11 protein-coding genes are annotated in these 14,595 nt (G+C 74.7%); 8 read left to right on the top strand and 3 right to left on the bottom strand.

Annotated elements, in window-relative coordinates; all coding sequences use genetic code 11:
- Positions 1-5 precede the first annotated feature (5 nt).
- Genes pcaH through pcaD form a run of 4 tightly spaced genes read left to right on the top strand, consistent with a single transcriptional unit; the run spans position 6 to position 3,830 of the window.
- Entirely contained in the window at positions 6-779 is a 774-nt protein-coding gene (gene pcaH, locus ACGF3H_RS09145) for a protocatechuate 3,4-dioxygenase subunit beta (protein ID WP_362488333.1), read from the top strand.
- Positions 780-784: 5 nt separating this feature from the next.
- Positions 785-1,390: a protocatechuate 3,4-dioxygenase subunit alpha gene (gene pcaG / locus ACGF3H_RS09150; RefSeq protein ID WP_362488331.1), complete on the top strand. Its 606-nt coding sequence runs from the start codon at positions 785-787 to the stop codon at positions 1,388-1,390.
- Entirely contained in the window at positions 1,387-2,712 is a 1,326-nt protein-coding gene (pcaB, locus tag ACGF3H_RS09155) for a 3-carboxy-cis,cis-muconate cycloisomerase (protein ID WP_362488329.1), read from the top strand. The genes pcaG and pcaB overlap by 4 nt, the downstream gene beginning before the upstream one ends.
- A 2-nt stretch (positions 2,713-2,714) precedes the next feature.
- Positions 2,715-3,830 (top strand): 3-oxoadipate enol-lactonase, encoded by a 1,116-nt coding sequence (pcaD, locus tag ACGF3H_RS09160; RefSeq protein ID WP_362488442.1) that lies wholly within the window; start codon positions 2,715-2,717, stop codon positions 3,828-3,830.
- Positions 3,831-3,839: 9 nt separating this feature from the next.
- On the opposite strand, the gene ACGF3H_RS09165 is transcribed toward pcaD, so the two are convergent.
- The gene (locus tag ACGF3H_RS09165) at positions 3,840-6,515 is read right to left on the bottom strand and encodes an ATP-binding protein (protein WP_393816465.1); all 2,676 of its coding nucleotides are present in this window, start codon (positions 6,513-6,515) and stop codon (positions 3,840-3,842) included.
- 286 nt (positions 6,516-6,801) lie between these two features.
- Here ACGF3H_RS09165 and ACGF3H_RS09170 point away from each other — a divergent pair, with 286 nt between their 5' ends.
- A complete protein-coding gene (locus ACGF3H_RS09170; RefSeq protein ID WP_362488327.1) occupies positions 6,802-7,962 on the top strand; it encodes a DUF2510 domain-containing protein in 1,161 nt (386 codons plus the stop codon).
- Positions 7,963-8,286: 324 nt separating this feature from the next.
- On the opposite strand, the gene ACGF3H_RS09175 is transcribed toward ACGF3H_RS09170, so the two are convergent.
- Positions 8,287-8,898: a TetR/AcrR family transcriptional regulator C-terminal ligand-binding domain-containing protein gene (locus ACGF3H_RS09175; protein ID WP_362488325.1), complete on the bottom strand. Its 612-nt coding sequence runs from the start codon at positions 8,896-8,898 to the stop codon at positions 8,287-8,289.
- Between the two features lie 261 nt (positions 8,899-9,159).
- On the opposite strand from ACGF3H_RS09175, the gene ACGF3H_RS09180 reads away from it, so the two are divergent.
- Positions 9,160-9,975 (top strand): phosphatase PAP2 family protein, encoded by an 816-nt coding sequence (locus ACGF3H_RS09180; protein WP_362488323.1) that lies wholly within the window; start codon positions 9,160-9,162, stop codon positions 9,973-9,975.
- On the top strand, positions 9,972-10,937 hold the full coding sequence (locus ACGF3H_RS09185; protein WP_362488321.1) for a hypothetical protein: 966 nt from the start codon (positions 9,972-9,974) through the stop codon (positions 10,935-10,937). Before ACGF3H_RS09180 ends, ACGF3H_RS09185 begins: the two co-directional genes overlap by 4 nt.
- 15 nt (positions 10,938-10,952) lie before the next feature.
- On the opposite strand, the gene ACGF3H_RS09190 is transcribed toward ACGF3H_RS09185, so the two are convergent.
- Positions 10,953-13,007, bottom strand: coding sequence for a phosphocholine-specific phospholipase C (locus ACGF3H_RS09190; protein ID WP_362488319.1), 2,055 nt, complete (start codon positions 13,005-13,007; stop codon positions 10,953-10,955).
- A gap of 173 nt (positions 13,008-13,180) precedes the next feature.
- Here ACGF3H_RS09190 and ACGF3H_RS09195 point away from each other — a divergent pair, with 173 nt between their 5' ends.
- Positions 13,181-14,476, top strand: coding sequence for an MFS transporter (locus ACGF3H_RS09195; RefSeq protein ID WP_362488317.1), 1,296 nt, complete (start codon positions 13,181-13,183; stop codon positions 14,474-14,476).
- Positions 14,477-14,595: the final 119 nt, after the last annotated feature.

The following is a 14,595-nucleotide window of genomic DNA, read 5'->3' on the forward strand; positions in this document are numbered from 1 at the left end:
CCCCCATGACTCTCACTCAGCACGACATCGACGCGGAGATCGCGGCCGAGCACGCCGCCTACGACAAGCGCGTGGCCGGCGGCGCGCCGGTCGAGCACCACCCGCGCCGCGACTACGCCCCGTACCGGTCCTCGGTGCTGCGCCACCCCAAGCAGCCGCCGGTCGGCATCGACGTCACCAAGGACCCGGAGCTGGTCGAGCTGTCCTCCCCCGCCTTCGGGGAGAGGGACCTCACCGACATCGACAACGACCTCACCCGGCAGCACACCGGCGAGCCGGCCGGCGAGCGCATCACCGTCTCCGGCCGCCTGCTCGACCGCGACGGCAGGCCCGTGCGCGGGCAGCTCGTGGAGATATGGCAGGCCAACTCGGCCGGCCGCTACGCCCACCAGCGCGAGCAGCACGACGCCCCGCTGGACCCGAACTTCACCGGCGTGGGCCGCACCCTCTCCGACGACGACGGCTTCTACCGCTTCACCACGATCCAGCCCGGCCCCTACCCCTGGCGCAACCACGTCAACGCCTGGCGCCCGGCCCACATCCACTTCTCGGTCTTCGGCTCGGCGTTCACCCAGCGGCTCGTGACGCAGATGTACTTCCCGAACGACCCGCTGTTCCCGTACGACCCGATCCTGCAGTCCGTGACCGACGACGCGGCCCGGCAGCGGCTGATCGCGACGTACGACCACAGCCTGTCCGTGCCCGAGTTCTCCCTCGGCTACCACTGGGACATCGTGCTCGACGGCCCGAACGCCACCTGGATCGAGGAAGGACGCTGACCGCCATGACGAAGATCGACACCAGCAGCCCGGAGAGCGTCCTGCCCACCCCGTCGCACACGGTGGGCCCGTTCTACGGCTACGCGCTGCCCTTCCGCGGCGGCGAGGACATCGCGCCCCTCGGGCACCCGGACACCGTCACCGTGCACGGGTACGTCTACGACGGCGAGGGCCGGCCGCTGCCCGACGCCCTGCTGGAGGTGTGGGGTCCGGACCCGGACGGCAAGGTGCCCACCGCCGACGGCTCGATGCGGCGCGACCCGGCCTCCGGCGCCTTCCTGGGCCGCAACGGCGTGGAGTTCACCGGCTTCGGCCGCATCCAGACCGACGCCGACGGACACTGGTACGCGCGGACCCTGCGCCCGGGAGCGCGGGGACGCAACGCGCCCTACCTCAGCGTGTGCGTGTTCGCACGCGGTCTGCTCGTGCACCTGTTCACCCGGATCTACCTGCCGGGCGACGACGCCGCGCTGGCCGCCGACCCGCTGCTGTCCAGGGTGGACGCGGAGCGCCGTGACACGCTGATCGCCGGGGACGAGGGCAACGGCACGTACCGTTTCGACATCCGCCTTCAGGGCGAAGGCGAGACGGTCTTCCTGGAGTTCCAGTGACATCTGCCGACACGGGCCTGCTCGCCCCCGGGTGGGCGGGCTCGCCGGCCGCCGACGCGACCGGCGACCACGCCTGGCTGCGGGCCCTGCTCGACGCGGAGGCGGCGCTGACCCGGGCCCAGGCCGGGCTGGGGCTGGTGCCCGCCGGTGCCGCGACCGCGGTGACCGAGGCCGCCGACCCGGCCCGCTTCGACGTGCGCTCGCTGGCCGAACGAGCCCGCGGCGGCGGCAACCCGGTGATCCCGCTGGCCGCGGAACTGACGAAGGCGGCCGGCGAGGAGTACGGGCCGTACGTGCACCGGGGCGCGACCAGCCAGGACATCATGGACACCGCGACCGTACTGGTCGCCGCCCGCACCCTCGACCTGCTGCTGCCCGACCTCGTCCGCACCGAGCGGGCGCTGGCCCGGCTGGCGGCCGAGCACCGGGACACCGCGATGCCGGGCCGGACGCTGACCCAGCACGCCGTTCCGACGACCTTCGGGCTGAAGGCGGCCGGATGGCGCACGCTGGTGCTCGACGCCCGGGACCGGATCACGGCCGTGCGCGACGCGCTGCCCGCCCAGCTCGGCGGCGCGGCGGGCACCCTGGCGGCCTTCGGGGCGTACGGCGCCGAGGACGCCACCGCGCTGCCCGAGGCGTACGCCCGTGAACTGGGCCTGCGGGCACCGCTGTTGCCCTGGCACACGCTGCGCACCCCGATCGCCGACCTCGCCGGCTGCCTCGCCTTCACCGCCGGAGCCCTCGGGAAGCTCGCCATGGACGTGCTGACGCTCTCCCGCACCGAGATCGGCGAGGTCGCGGAGGGCAGCGGCGGCGGCTCGTCGGCGATGCCCCACAAGGCCAACCCCGTGCGCTCCACGCTGATCGCGGCGGCGGCCCGGCGCGCGCCGCAGCTCGCGGCCACGCTGTACGGCTCCCTGGCCGCCGAGGACGAACGCCCGGCCGGCGCCTGGCACGCCGAGTGGGAGCCGCTGCGCGACCTGCTGCGGCTGACCGGCGGGGCGGCGCGCGACGCCGCCGAGCTGACCGAGGGGCTGCGGGTGCACCCGGACACGATGCGCGCGCACCTCGGCCTCACCCACGGGCTGATCGTGTCCGAGCGGCTCTCCGCCGAGCTGGCTCCGGTGCTCGGAAGGGCCCGCGCCAAGGCGCTCCTCACCGAACTCGCCCGGCGGACGTACGCCGAGGACCGCAGTCTGGGCGAACTGCTCGCCGAAGTGCCGGAGCTGAAGGACGTCGACCTCGGCGCCCTGACCGACCCCGCCCGCTACACCGGCTCCGCCGGAGCCCTGACCGACCGTGCTCTGGAGCGACGTTGACCATGCTGAACCACCTCGTCGAAGGCCCCGCCTCCGCTCCCCCGCTGCTCCTCGGGCCCTCACTGGGCACCTCGTACGCCCTGTGGGACGAGGTGGCGCCCGAACTGTCCATCGGGCACCGGGTGATCCGCTGGGACCTGCCGGGGCACGGCGGCTCGGCGGCCGGCCTGATCGGTCCCGGCGCCACCGTCGGCGACCTCGCCGGCCTGGTGCTGGACCTCGCCGACTCGCTCGGCGTCGACCGGTTCGCCTACGCGGGCGTGTCCCTGGGCGGTGCGGTGGGCCTGCACCTGGCCGTGCACCACCCGGAGCGGGTGTCGTCGCTGGCCGTGATCTGCTCGTCGGCGCACTTCAACGGCGCCGAGCCGTGGGAGGAACGGGCCGCCCTGGTGCGCGCGGAGGGGCTCGACGAGCTCGCCGGGAGCGCCGACGCGCGGTGGTTCACGCCCGGGTTCACCGTGCCCGGGCTGGTGCGGGACCACCGGGAGGCCGTCCCCGGGGCCTACGCGGCGTGCTGCGACGCGCTGGCCGCGTTCGACCTGCGGGACCGGCTCGGCGGGATCACCGCGCCCACGCTGCTCGTCGCCGGGCGCGAGGACCCGGCCACGCCGCCCGCGCACCTGCGGGAGATCGCCGACGCCGTGCCGGGCGCGGCGCTGGTGGAGATCCCCGGGGCCTCGCACCTGGCGCCGGCCGAGCGTCCCGAGGCGGTGCTGACCGCGCTGCGCGGGCACTTCGACGGGGGTGCCAAGCGGGGCATGGCGGTGCGGCGCGAGGTGCTGGGCGACGCCCATGTGGACCGGGCGCAGGGACGTCAGACCCCGTTCACCGCGCGGTTCCAGGACTTCATCTCGCGCTACGCCTGGGGTGAGATATGGACCGACGAGACGCTCTCGCGCCGCGAGCGCAGCATGGTGACGATGACGGCGCTGGTGGCGCACGGCCACTACGAGGAGCTGGCCATGCACGTGCGGGCGGCCCGCCGCAACGGCCTCACGCCGGACGAGATCGGCGCCGTGCTGCTCCAGACGGCCGTGTACTGCGGGGTGCCGGCGGCGAACTCGGCGTTCGCGACGGCCCAGCGGGTGCTGGCCGAGGAGGACGGCGCCGCGGGCTGAGCGGGCGGTTCAGCCCGTGAGTCCCGTCAGGGCCGCACGGGCCTTCGCCACCAGTCCGTCCGAGCCGCACGAGCGCGCCAGCGCCAGGCCCCGGTCGAGCTCCGCCTTCGAGCGGGCCGCGATGCCGTACTCGATGCGGGCCGCGGCGTGTTCGTACTGGCAGGGCGAGGCCTCCAGGTAGGCGACCGCCTGGGCGGCGAGCCGGACCGCGCGCTGGCCCGTCTCCAGCGCGGCGGCGCAGCGCAGGGCCTCCCCTATGGCGGTGTCGGTGCCGAACCGCTCGGCCTGGCGGCGCGCGTCCGAGGCCAGTTGCGCGGCGCGGCCGGGGTCCTCCGTGGCGAGGGCCCGGGCGAGGTCGGTCGCCCAGGGGACCACCACCGGGTTGTGCCGGCCGCGCGCGGCGGCGGCCTTCTCGGCGGCCTCCAGTTCGTTGATGCCGTCCTTGGTGCGGCCGGTGGCGAGCAGCAGCCGGCCCCGGACGGTGCGGGGGTCGGGCAGCACGATCGTGGACGGGTAGGGCGGGGCGAAGCCGTACTGGTCGGCGAGCGACCGGGCCTCCTCGACGTGGCCGCGCGCGAGCAGGGTGTCGATCAGGTTGCAGGTCGCGGACCAGTACAGCGGCAGGCCGCGGCCGACGCGCTCGGCTATGCGAAGTGATGCGCGCAGGGACTTCTCGGCCTCCCGCAGGCGGCCCCGCCTGCGGTGGCCCAGACCGACGTAGGCGTGCGCGAGGGCGAGGTGGCCGCCGCTCCAGCCCGCGGTCTCGTAGGCGCGCAGGGCCTCGGTGAACAGTGCCTCGGCGCGGTCGAGCCGGTCGCAGTAGGCGTAGGCGCTGGCCAGCATCATGGGCAGTTCCAGGCCCCACTCGGTGTCGGTCCAGCCGAGTCCGGGGGCGAGGCGGCCGTTGACGAGGGCGCGGTCGCACAGTTCGACGACCTCTTCGGCGTTCTCCCCGTGGGTCATGGCGTCGAAGCCGCGCAGGATGAGCAGGGCGCGTTCGGCGTTGTCGCGGCCGGTGCAGGTCGCGGCGAGTTCGGCGAGGCGCGCGGAGCGGCCGGGTGAGGCCGTCTCGCCGGCGTGGATGCCCTCCCACATGTACTGGACGGCCTGCAGGCGCAGCCGCGCCGACGGGTCCGGGTTGCGGACGGACTCCGCCTCGACGGTGCGGACGGCCTCCTCGAGCTGGTCGTTGTGGAGGAGCGCCTGGGAGAGCCGGAAGACGGCGTCGACGCGTTCGTCGTCGTCGAGGCCGGGCATGGCGAGGGCGGCGCGCAGGTGCCCGATGGTGATGGCGGGCGCGGTGAGCAGGGTGGCGCAGCCGAGCTCGTAGAGCACCCGCGCGTGCGCGTCGGGCAGCGGCGGTTCCTCCAGGGCGCGTTCGAGGCAGCGCCGGGCGGCGTCGGGTGCGCCGACGGCGAGGTGCTCACGGGCGGCGTCGCGCAGCTGCCGCACCACGTCCTGGTCGTCGTCGGGGTGGACCTGGAGGAGGTGGCGGGAGGCGGCCGCGGCTCCGTATCCGGAGTCCGCGACGAGCTGGGCCGCGATGCCGTGCATGGCCCGGCGCAGCGCGTCGGGGATCGAGTTGTACACGGCGGTGGCGATCAGCGGGTGGACGAACTCCAGGTCGCCGTCGGCGACTTGCCCGGCGGCCGGGTCGGGTCCGGTGAGGATGCGGGCGGTGCCGAGCAGTTCGGCGCAGCGGACGGCGTCGCCGCGGTCGAGGGTGGCGAGGCGGGCCACCATGTCGACGGTGATGCCGGTGCCGAGGATGGCGGCGGCCCAGGCGAACCGGGTGGCGTCGATGCCGAGTTGCTCCAGGCGGGCGACGAGTCCGCCGCCGCGGGCCGAGCGGTTCAGGGCGCGCAGTTCGGCCGCCCGGGCCTCGACCGGCTCCAGTTCGCTGTCCTGGACCTTGGCGAGCAGTTCGACGGTCTCGTAGGGGTTGCCGTCGGTGACGGCCCACACCTCGCGGCAGAACGCGCCGTCGGCGTGGGCGCCCACGGTGGCCCGGGTGAGCCCGGCCGTCGCCTCCGGGGTGAGGGCGCTGAGCTGGGCGAGGGGCCGGCCCGCGGCCTCCGCGGCGTCCAGGTGGCGGGCGCTGTCGCCGGAGACGCCGCCGGGACGGCGGGCGATCACCAGCAGCGCGGACGTCTCGGCGAGGCGCTCGGCGAGCGCGGCGAGCCAGCGCAGGGTCTCCTGGTCGGCCCAGTGGACGTCGTCGATGAGCAGGACCAGCGGCCACTCCCGGCGGGCCAGCCGGCGCACGGCGGCGACCAGGCCGTCGCACACTCCCTGCGGGTCGGCCTGCCGTTCGCCGGGTTCGGCGATGCCGAGGGCGGGGCCGGCGATGTCGTACCAGTCGCCGAGGTACTCGCGCGCCTCCTCCGGGAGCATGGACACGAGGGCCGGCTGCAGCAACTGCCGTACGACGTTGAAGGGGACGGAGCGCAGGGTCTCGCCGCCGCGCGCCGACCAGACGGTGCAGCCGCGTGCCTCGGCGATGCGGCGGGTCTCGGCCAGCAGCGCGGTCTTGCCCAGTCCCGCCTCGCCCCGGCACACCAGCAGGCTGCCGGAGGACGAGCGGTCCGCGCACAGCGTGTCCACCGCCTGTGTGATGGCGGCGACTTCCTCGTCGCGCTCCCAGAGGGAGGCCGAGGCGGCGGCCGTTGGCCGTACCTCCGTCATCCCGCTACCTCCCCATGTCGCCCGAACGACGTACAGACGTTGAGCCTAGCGGCCCGATCGGCCCGGTGGTGGTCGGTCGGGGCACCAGTTGCCGTGTCGGGTGACATGCGGTAATGCGCGGGCGACGCACCGGGCCCGTCACCAGCGGCGGAGGACGGACCGTGCGTCAACGGGCGGGAGAACGGGGGCGGTCGGGCGGGAGAACGGGGGGCGGTCGGGCAGGAGAACGGGGGGCGGTCGCGGGGTCTCTCATCCGGCTTTCACCGACGCCTCATACGGTGGGGCCATGACGCAGGTGACTCCTCCCGGGTGGTACCCGGACCCCGGGCAGACAAGTGACGGTCCCGCCACCGAGCGCTGGTGGGACGGCAAGGCGTGGACGGACCAGGTCCGTCCGGCGGGGCCGGCCGCCGCGCGGGAGCCCGGGACGCCGCCGGCGGCCGGCCCGGCGCCCGAGCCGCCGGCTCCCGCGCCGGTGCCGCCGGCTCCCGCACCGCAGGCCTCCGCGCCGCAGACACCCGGGCCACCGACTCCCCTGCCGCAGGCGCCCGTGCCCGGGTCCCACGACGCCGCACCCGGGTCCTACGCGGCCGCGCCCGGGCCGTACGGCGGCACGTCCGGGCCGTACCCGGTCCACCCGGGCTATCCGGGGTATCCCGTCCAGCCGCCGCCCGGCCGGCGGCGCGGTCTGCGCACCGGTATAGCCGTCGCGGCGGCCGTGGCCGTCCTGGCCGGCATCGGCGCCGGCGTGTATTTGCTGGCCGACGGTGACGGCTCGTCCGGCAGCAGCGCGGGGTCCCGGCAGCAGGAGGGGCCCGGCTCCCGCGACGGGAACGGCCCCTTCGGCGATCCGGGCGACGGCGGGGGCGGCTCCTCGCCCGCCCCGGACGCGCCGGGCCGGTCGGAGCCGCCCACCATCGACAGCGGCTCGGTACCGGACCCGGTGAGCGGGATCAGCCTGCCCATTCCTGACGGCTGGTCGGGACAGCAGCTGACGGTGGGCGCGTCGGTGACCTCCGACGACGCCTACAAGTGCCCGGGAGACACCTCGGCGACCTGCACCAAGGGCGGCGCCTACTCGGCCCCCGCGATGGTGCTGGGCACCGAGGGCAGCACCGCCGAGGAGGTCGCGAAGGCGGACATCGAGGCGAACGCGGAGGAGTCCTACGGCGGCAAGTCCTACGGCGGGATCACCTCGCACCAGGAGCTGGCCTCCAAGGCGGTGACGGTCGCCGGGCAGAAGGGCTACCTGGTCCGCTGGAAGGCGGTCACCAGCAAGGGCGCCGACGGGTTCGTGGAGTCGCTCGCCTTCCCGTCGCCGGCCGACGCCAAGCGCATCGTCGTCGTCCGCTTCGGCGTCGACACCGACGGGCAGCAGACGGTGATCGACGACATCACCGAGGGCATCGAGGTGTCCTCCTCCGGCGGCAGCGGACAGGACGTCTGACCGGCCCCGGAACGTCGGTCGGGGGGGGGGGGGGGGCCGCCCCCCCAAGGGGGGGCCCCCCCCCCGCGGGGGGGGGCGCCCCCCCCCCCCCCCCGGGGGGGCGGGGGCCCCCCCCCCGCCCCCCCCCCCGGGGGGCGGGCCGGGGCCCCCCCCGGGCCCGGGGGGGGGGGGGGGGGGCGGCCCCGGCGGGGGGGGGGGGGGGGGGGGCCCCCCCCCCCCCCCCCCCCCCCCCCCCCCCCGGCCGGGGGTGCGCGCCGCCCCCGTCCCCACGGTGCGGCGCGGGCAGGCCACCGTCCAGTCATCCCGTGGACGGCGACCTGAGTCTCAGGGCAGGCCGAGGGCCGGCAGCACGACGGCCTCAACGAACCGGACCAGGTAGTCCGCGTCGGCGTACTCGCCCTCGATGACCGGCCGCATCCGCAGCGCACCGAACATCTGCGCGGGCACGAACTCGAGCGCCGGGTGGCCGGCGGGGAGCTCGCCGCGTTCGACCCCGCGCCGCAGGATCTCCCGCAGCGCGGCGATCTCCGGCTCGACCAGTGCCTCGCGCAGCGCGCGCTGGAGCTCCGGGTCCTGCATGACCGCGTGGCCGAGGGCCTGGAGCAGCGTGTCCTTGCCCGACCACTGGCCCGCGGCCCGGGCCGCCTGGCGCAGGTCCTCGGCGAGCGATCCGGTGTCGATGCCGGCGAAGCGCACCCGGCGGCTGGAGCGCAGGGCCGCCGCCACGAACTGCGGCTTCGTCTTCCACTGCCGGTAGAGCGTGGACTTGCTGCACCGGGTGCTGGCGGCGACGCCCTCCATGGTCACGGCGTCGTAGCCGCACGTACGGATCTGTTCGAGCACGGCGTCGAAGAACTCCTGCTCACGCTCGGGCGTGATCTTGGAGCGGCGCGAGGCGCCGACCGTCTCCGGTCGGTCCGCGGCCTGCGACGTCATGCTCTGCTCCTCACTCGTTCCCGACTCGTTCCAGCGACTCTGCAGCAAGGGTCGAGCGACCCGTGTTCCAGTGTGTCGCATGTCTATCGATACGCCAGTGTACCGGTACCCAACCGTATCGGTACACTGGCGTATCGGAACGGGGTCGTATCGATGAGAACCGTCACACGCCCCCCGGACCGACGGCTCCGCCGCACCCGGTGAGCCGTCGGCCCGGCCAGCACCACCGCACGCACCACCGTCAGCGAAGGGGCCCCGGGGATGAATGCCCGCACCTGGCCTGCAGAAGCGGAGCCGGACGCGCCCGCGCGCCCGCCACTCGTCCGTGAACTCCTGCTCGTGGCGGGGCTCTTCCTCGTCTACAAGTTCGGCCGCCAACTGGCCACGGGCCACACCGCCGAGGCCTTCCGCAACGCGCACCACGTGTGGGACTGGGAGCGCGCCCTGCGGCTGCCCGACGAGGCCACGGTGCAGTCCCTGCTGCTCCACGGCGACGTTCCGGTCCACGTGGCGAACACCTACTACGCCACCGTCCACTTCCCGGCCACCGTGGCCTTCCTGGTCTGGCTCTATCTGCGGCGGCCCGCGCACTACGTCTGGGCCCGCAGGGTGCTGGCGGCACTGACCGGCGCCGCGCTGGTGCTGCACCTGGCCTTTCCGCTGGCCCCGCCGCGCATGCTGGGCGCGACCGGCCTGATCGACACGGCACGGGTCTTCGGACCCTCGGTGTACGGCCCGCCGCGCACCGACCAGTTGTCGAACCAGTTCGCGGCGATGCCCTCGCTCCACTTCGGCTGGGCGCTGATGCTGGCGGTCGGCCTGATCGTCGCCACCCGGTCGCGCGGTCGGTGGCTGTGGCTGCTGCACCCGCTGGTGACGCTCCTGGTGATCGTGGGCACCGCGAACCACTACTGGCTCGACGTGATCGTGGCGACCGCCCTGCTCGGCGTCGCCCTCGCGGTCGTCCGCCCGCCGCACGCGGCCCACGGGACCGCGCACCGCCTGCCGGCACCCCGGCGCCGGCCGGCCGCCCGGCGCGAACCGGAGCGGCACGAGCTGGTGGGGGCGGGCCGGTGAACGCCGCGCTGATCGCCGTACTGCTGTCCCTCGTCTCGGCCGTCGCCTACGCCGCCGCGGCCGTGGCCCAGGAGCGGCTGGCCGCCCGCAGCGACGCGGGCGCGCTGCGGATGCTGGGCAGCGGTGCCTGGTGGTGGTCGGTCTCGCTCAACGCCTCGGCCGCGCTGCTGCACGTCGTGGCCCTCAAGTACGGCCCGCTCACGGTGGTCCAGCCGCTCGGCGCGCTCACCCTGGTCGCCGCGGTGCCCCTGGGGGCGCGGCTGGCGGGCCGGCGGGTGAGCACGGTCGAGTGGCGGGGCACCGGGCTGACGCTGCTCGGCCTGGGCGCGCTGCTGCTGACGGCGTCCGGTCCCGCGCCCGACGACGTGCTGAGCGTGCCGGAGGCGCTGACGGTCGCCGGTGCGACGGCGGCGCTGATCGGCCTGCTGTCGCGGCCCGGCGCCCGGCCGGGCCTGCGGCACGCGACGGCGTCCGGCATCGCCTCCGGGGTCGCGTCGGCGCTCACCCAGACCGTCACGGTCGCCGTCACGGACCGCTCGGGTCCGCTGCTCAGCGTCCAGGTGATCGGGGTGGCGGTGCTGGTGGCGGCCTTCGCGGCGGGCGGTCTGCTGCTGTCCCAGACGGCCTACCGGGGCGGCCTGGGCGCCCCGCTCGCGGTGGTCACGCTGGCCAACCCGGTGGCCGCCGCGGTGATCGGGGTGGCGTTGCTCGGGGAGCGGCTGCGCGGTGGCCCGGGCGGTGTGCTCCTCGCGCTGGCCGGTGCGGCGCTGGCCGGCTGGGGTGTGGTCCAGCTGAGCCGCGCCACGCCGCGGCCTGCCGACGAGCCGCCGCTTCCCGTGGCCGAGGGTCTGCCTTCGACCGCCCCCGCCGTGCCGGTGCCGGCGCCGGAGAGCGGACCGGCCGGGACGGAGCCCGTGCTGGTGCCCCGGCAGCCGAGGCCGGGGCACCTGACTCCGCTGTGACGCCCGCGCCGGTGCCTACACCGTGGCGATCGCCGGGTCGCTCACGCCCGGCAGCCCGTTCTCCACGTGCCCGGCGAAGCGCCGCAGGAACACCGGGTCGCCGTCGGCGGTGACGGTGAGGTCGTACCAGCGCCGGCTCCCCGCCAGGTCGACGGTGTGCCGCACGGTGGCACCGGCGCGCACGGTCACCGTCCGGCCCGGGCCGCCGTAGCCGTCGGCGATCCGCAGACGGACCGTGCCGGACCCGGCGTTGGTGAAGGTCAGCCGCACGTCGTCGCCGGTGTGCCGGGCGGTGACCTCGGGCCCTGCGGCCCTGTTCCCGCCCCGGAAGACGCGCAGGAAGCCGCCCGGGCCGTGCACGGTCAGGTCGTAGGCGCCGTCCGAGTACACCGAGTTCCAGGTGTCCGCGATGCTCTTGCCGGCCTCGGTGGTGTACGTCCACGGGCCGTCGCCGCGGTTGCCGGAGGTGACGAGGAAGGCGGCACCGGCCCGGGCCCCGGAGGCGAAGGTGAGCGTGAACTTCCCGGCCGCCGCGTCCACGGCGCCGTCCACGTGCGGGTCGTAGCGCAGCGGGCGTGCGGGGCGCGGGCCGCGCTCCTGGCGGGGCATGTCCGGGTCCGCCGGGGGCGTCGGGCGGTAGTCCGGGTGGCGCTCGCGGTCCTGCGGTTCGTAGGCGTCCGTGTCCGGCAGCCGGGCGGGGCGGCTGTCCGGGCGGGAGAAGTCGAAGGCCGAGGTCAGGTCGCCGCAGATGGCGCGCCGCCACGGTGAGATCTGGGGTTCGCGCACGCCGAAGCGGCGTTCCATGAACCGGATGACCGAGGTGTGGTCGAAGGTCTCGGAGCAGACGTAGCCGCCCTTGCTCCACGGCGAGACGACCAGCATGGGCACGCGCGGGCCGAGCCCGTAGAAGCCCTCGGTGTGGGTGGCGCTGCCCTTGAAGACGTCGAGGGGCACGTCGACGGTGGACAGGCCCTGGGCGGCCGACTTCGGCGGCAGCGGCGGCACGACGTGGTCGAAGAAGCCGTCGTTCTCGTCGTAGGTGATGAACAGGGCGGTCTTCGCCCACACCGCCGGATCGGAGGTGAGCGCGTCCAGGATCTGGGAGATGTACCAGGCGCCGTAGTTCGAGGGCCAGTTGCCGTGCTCGGAGAAGGCCTCGGGGGCGGCGATCCAGGAGATCTGCGGCAGCTTCCCGGCCTTGACGTCGGCGCGGAGCCGGTCGAAGTAGCCCTCACCGCTCTTGGCGTCGGTGCCGGTGCGGGCCTTCTCGTACAGCGGGTCGCCGGGCCGGGCGTTCCGGTACGAGTTGAAGTACAGCAGGGAGTTGTCGCCGTAGTTGCCGCGGTAGGCGTCGCCGATCCAGCCCCAGGAGCCGGCCGCGTCCAGGCCGTCGCCGATGTCCTGGTAGATCTTCCAGGAGATCCCGGCCGCCTCCAGCCGCTCGGGGTACGTCGTCCAGTCGTAGCCGCGTTCGTCGTTGCCGAGGACCGGGCCGCCGCCCTTGCCGTCGTTGCCGGTGTGGCCCGACCACAGGTAGTAGCGGTTGGGGTCGGTGGAGCCGATGAAGGAGCAGTGGTAGGCGTCGCAGACGGTGAAGGTGTCGGCGAGCGCGTAGTGGAAGGGGATGTCCTCGCGGGTCAGGTACGCCATGGTCGTGGTGCCCTTGGCGGGCAGCCAGCGGTCGTACTTGCCGTTGTGGTAGGCGGCCTGTCCGTCGGACCAGCCGTGCGGCAGCCCCTGGAGGAACTGCATGCCGAGGTCGTCGGCCTCGGGGTGGAAGGGCAGCACCTCGGTGCCGTCGCTCTTGGTCTGGTGCCACACCGGCTTTCCGCCGTCCAGGGTCACCGGGTGCGGGTCGCCGAAGCCGCGGACGCCTCGCAGCGTGCCGAAGTAGTGGTCGAAGGAACGGTTCTCCTGCATCAGGACCACGATGTGCTCGACGTCCTCGATGCTTCCCGCGCGGTGGTTCGCCGGGAGTGCGGCGGCCCGCTCGATGCTCGCGGACAGCGCGCTGAACGCCGATGTGGCGCCCGCGAGTTGGAGAAAGCGGCGCCGGTTGACTTCGGGCATGGGGTGGGGAGCCTCTCGCCTCGGGGGTGGGGAACCGTGCCGGACCGTGCCGGTCCGGTGACGGAATGCGCGCGAAAGGAGTGTTCCAGGAGCACCAAACGTCAGGGAAGGGTCCGGTGGCGCTGATGTGAAAGTCGTCGGTACGGGGGGTGTGCCGGGCCCGCCGGGCGGGGATGGTCGCGACCATGACAGGCATGCACACCGAAGCCCCGCCGACCCGACGGCCCGTTCGCCAGCTCCTCGCCGCCTCGGTGGGCAACGCCGTGGAGTGGTACGACTGGTACGCCTACACGTTCCTGGCCACCTACATCGCGGACCAGGTCTTCCCCGACAGCGCGGACAACTCGCTGGTGCCCTTGCTGTCCACGTTCGCGGTGTTCGCGGTGGGCTTCTTCATGCGGCCCGTCGGCGGACTCCTGATGGGCGCGATCGCCGACCGGCGCGGGCGGCGGGCCGCGCTGACCGTCACCATCCTGCTGATGGGCGGCAGCAGCCTGCTGGTCGGGCTGACCCCGACGTATGCGGCGGCCGGTGTGCTGGCGCCGGTGGTGCTGGTCGCGGCGCGGCTGCTCCAGGGGCTGTCGGTGGGCGGTGAGTTCGCGGCGTCCACGACCTTCCTGGTGGAGTCGGCGGGGCCCGGCCGGCGCGGTCTCTTCTCCAGCTTCCAGTACGTCTCGACGACCGCCGGGCAGCTCGTGGCGTCCGGTGTCGCGACCTTGCTGGTGGACACGCTCGACGAGGGGCGGATGAACGGCTGGGGCTGGCGGGTGCCGTTCGTGTTCGGGGCCGTGCTCAGCCTGGTCGGTTTCTGGATCCGGCAGGGCGCCCAGGAGACCCGCAGCGCAGAGCAGCAACGGGCGCCGCGGCCGGGGCTGTTCGAGGCGCTGCGCCGCCATCCGCGCGAGTCGCTGCTGATCGGCGGCATCACGGCGGGCGGCACGATCGCCTACTACACGTGGACGTCGTACCTGCCGACGTACGCCGAGCTGGAGACGGGCCTGGAGAAGTCGGACGCACTGCTCGCCGGCACGATCTCGCTGGCCTTCTTCGGGCTGCTCCAGCCGCTGGGCGGACTGCTCTCCGACCGCTTCGGCCGCCGCCCGCTGCTGCTGTTCTTCGGCGTGGGGTTCGCCCTGCTGAGCGTGCCGCTGCTGCACGCCCTGCGCGACTCGTTCGCCGTGCTGCTGCTGGTGCAGTGCTCCGGCATGATCCTGCTGACCGGCTTCACGTCGATCAGCGCGGCCGTCAACGCGGAGGTCTTCCCGCCCCGGGTGCGCGCGGCCGGCATCGGCTTCCCGTACTCGCTCACCGTCGCCCTGTTCGGCGGCACGGCGCCGTACGTGGGCACGCTGTTCAAGGAGCTGGGCCACTCCGGGCTCTTCCCGTGGTACGTCGCCGTGCTCTGCCTGCTCTCCTCGCTGGTGTACCTGCGGCTGCCGGAGACGGCGCACAAGGAGCTGGCACGGTGACGGGCACGGTGCGCCGGGCCGTGGGCGGTCTCCTGGGCGTTGGGCCGTTCACCGGTCAACAGGGCCGTCAGGTGGGGTCCGTCGCCGGTGGTGTCCAGCAGTCCCGGCCGGACGGCGGG

This window comes from Streptomyces sp. NPDC048185, from assembly GCF_043202495.1.
Lineage (GTDB): Bacteria > Actinomycetota > Actinomycetes > Streptomycetales > Streptomycetaceae > Streptomyces.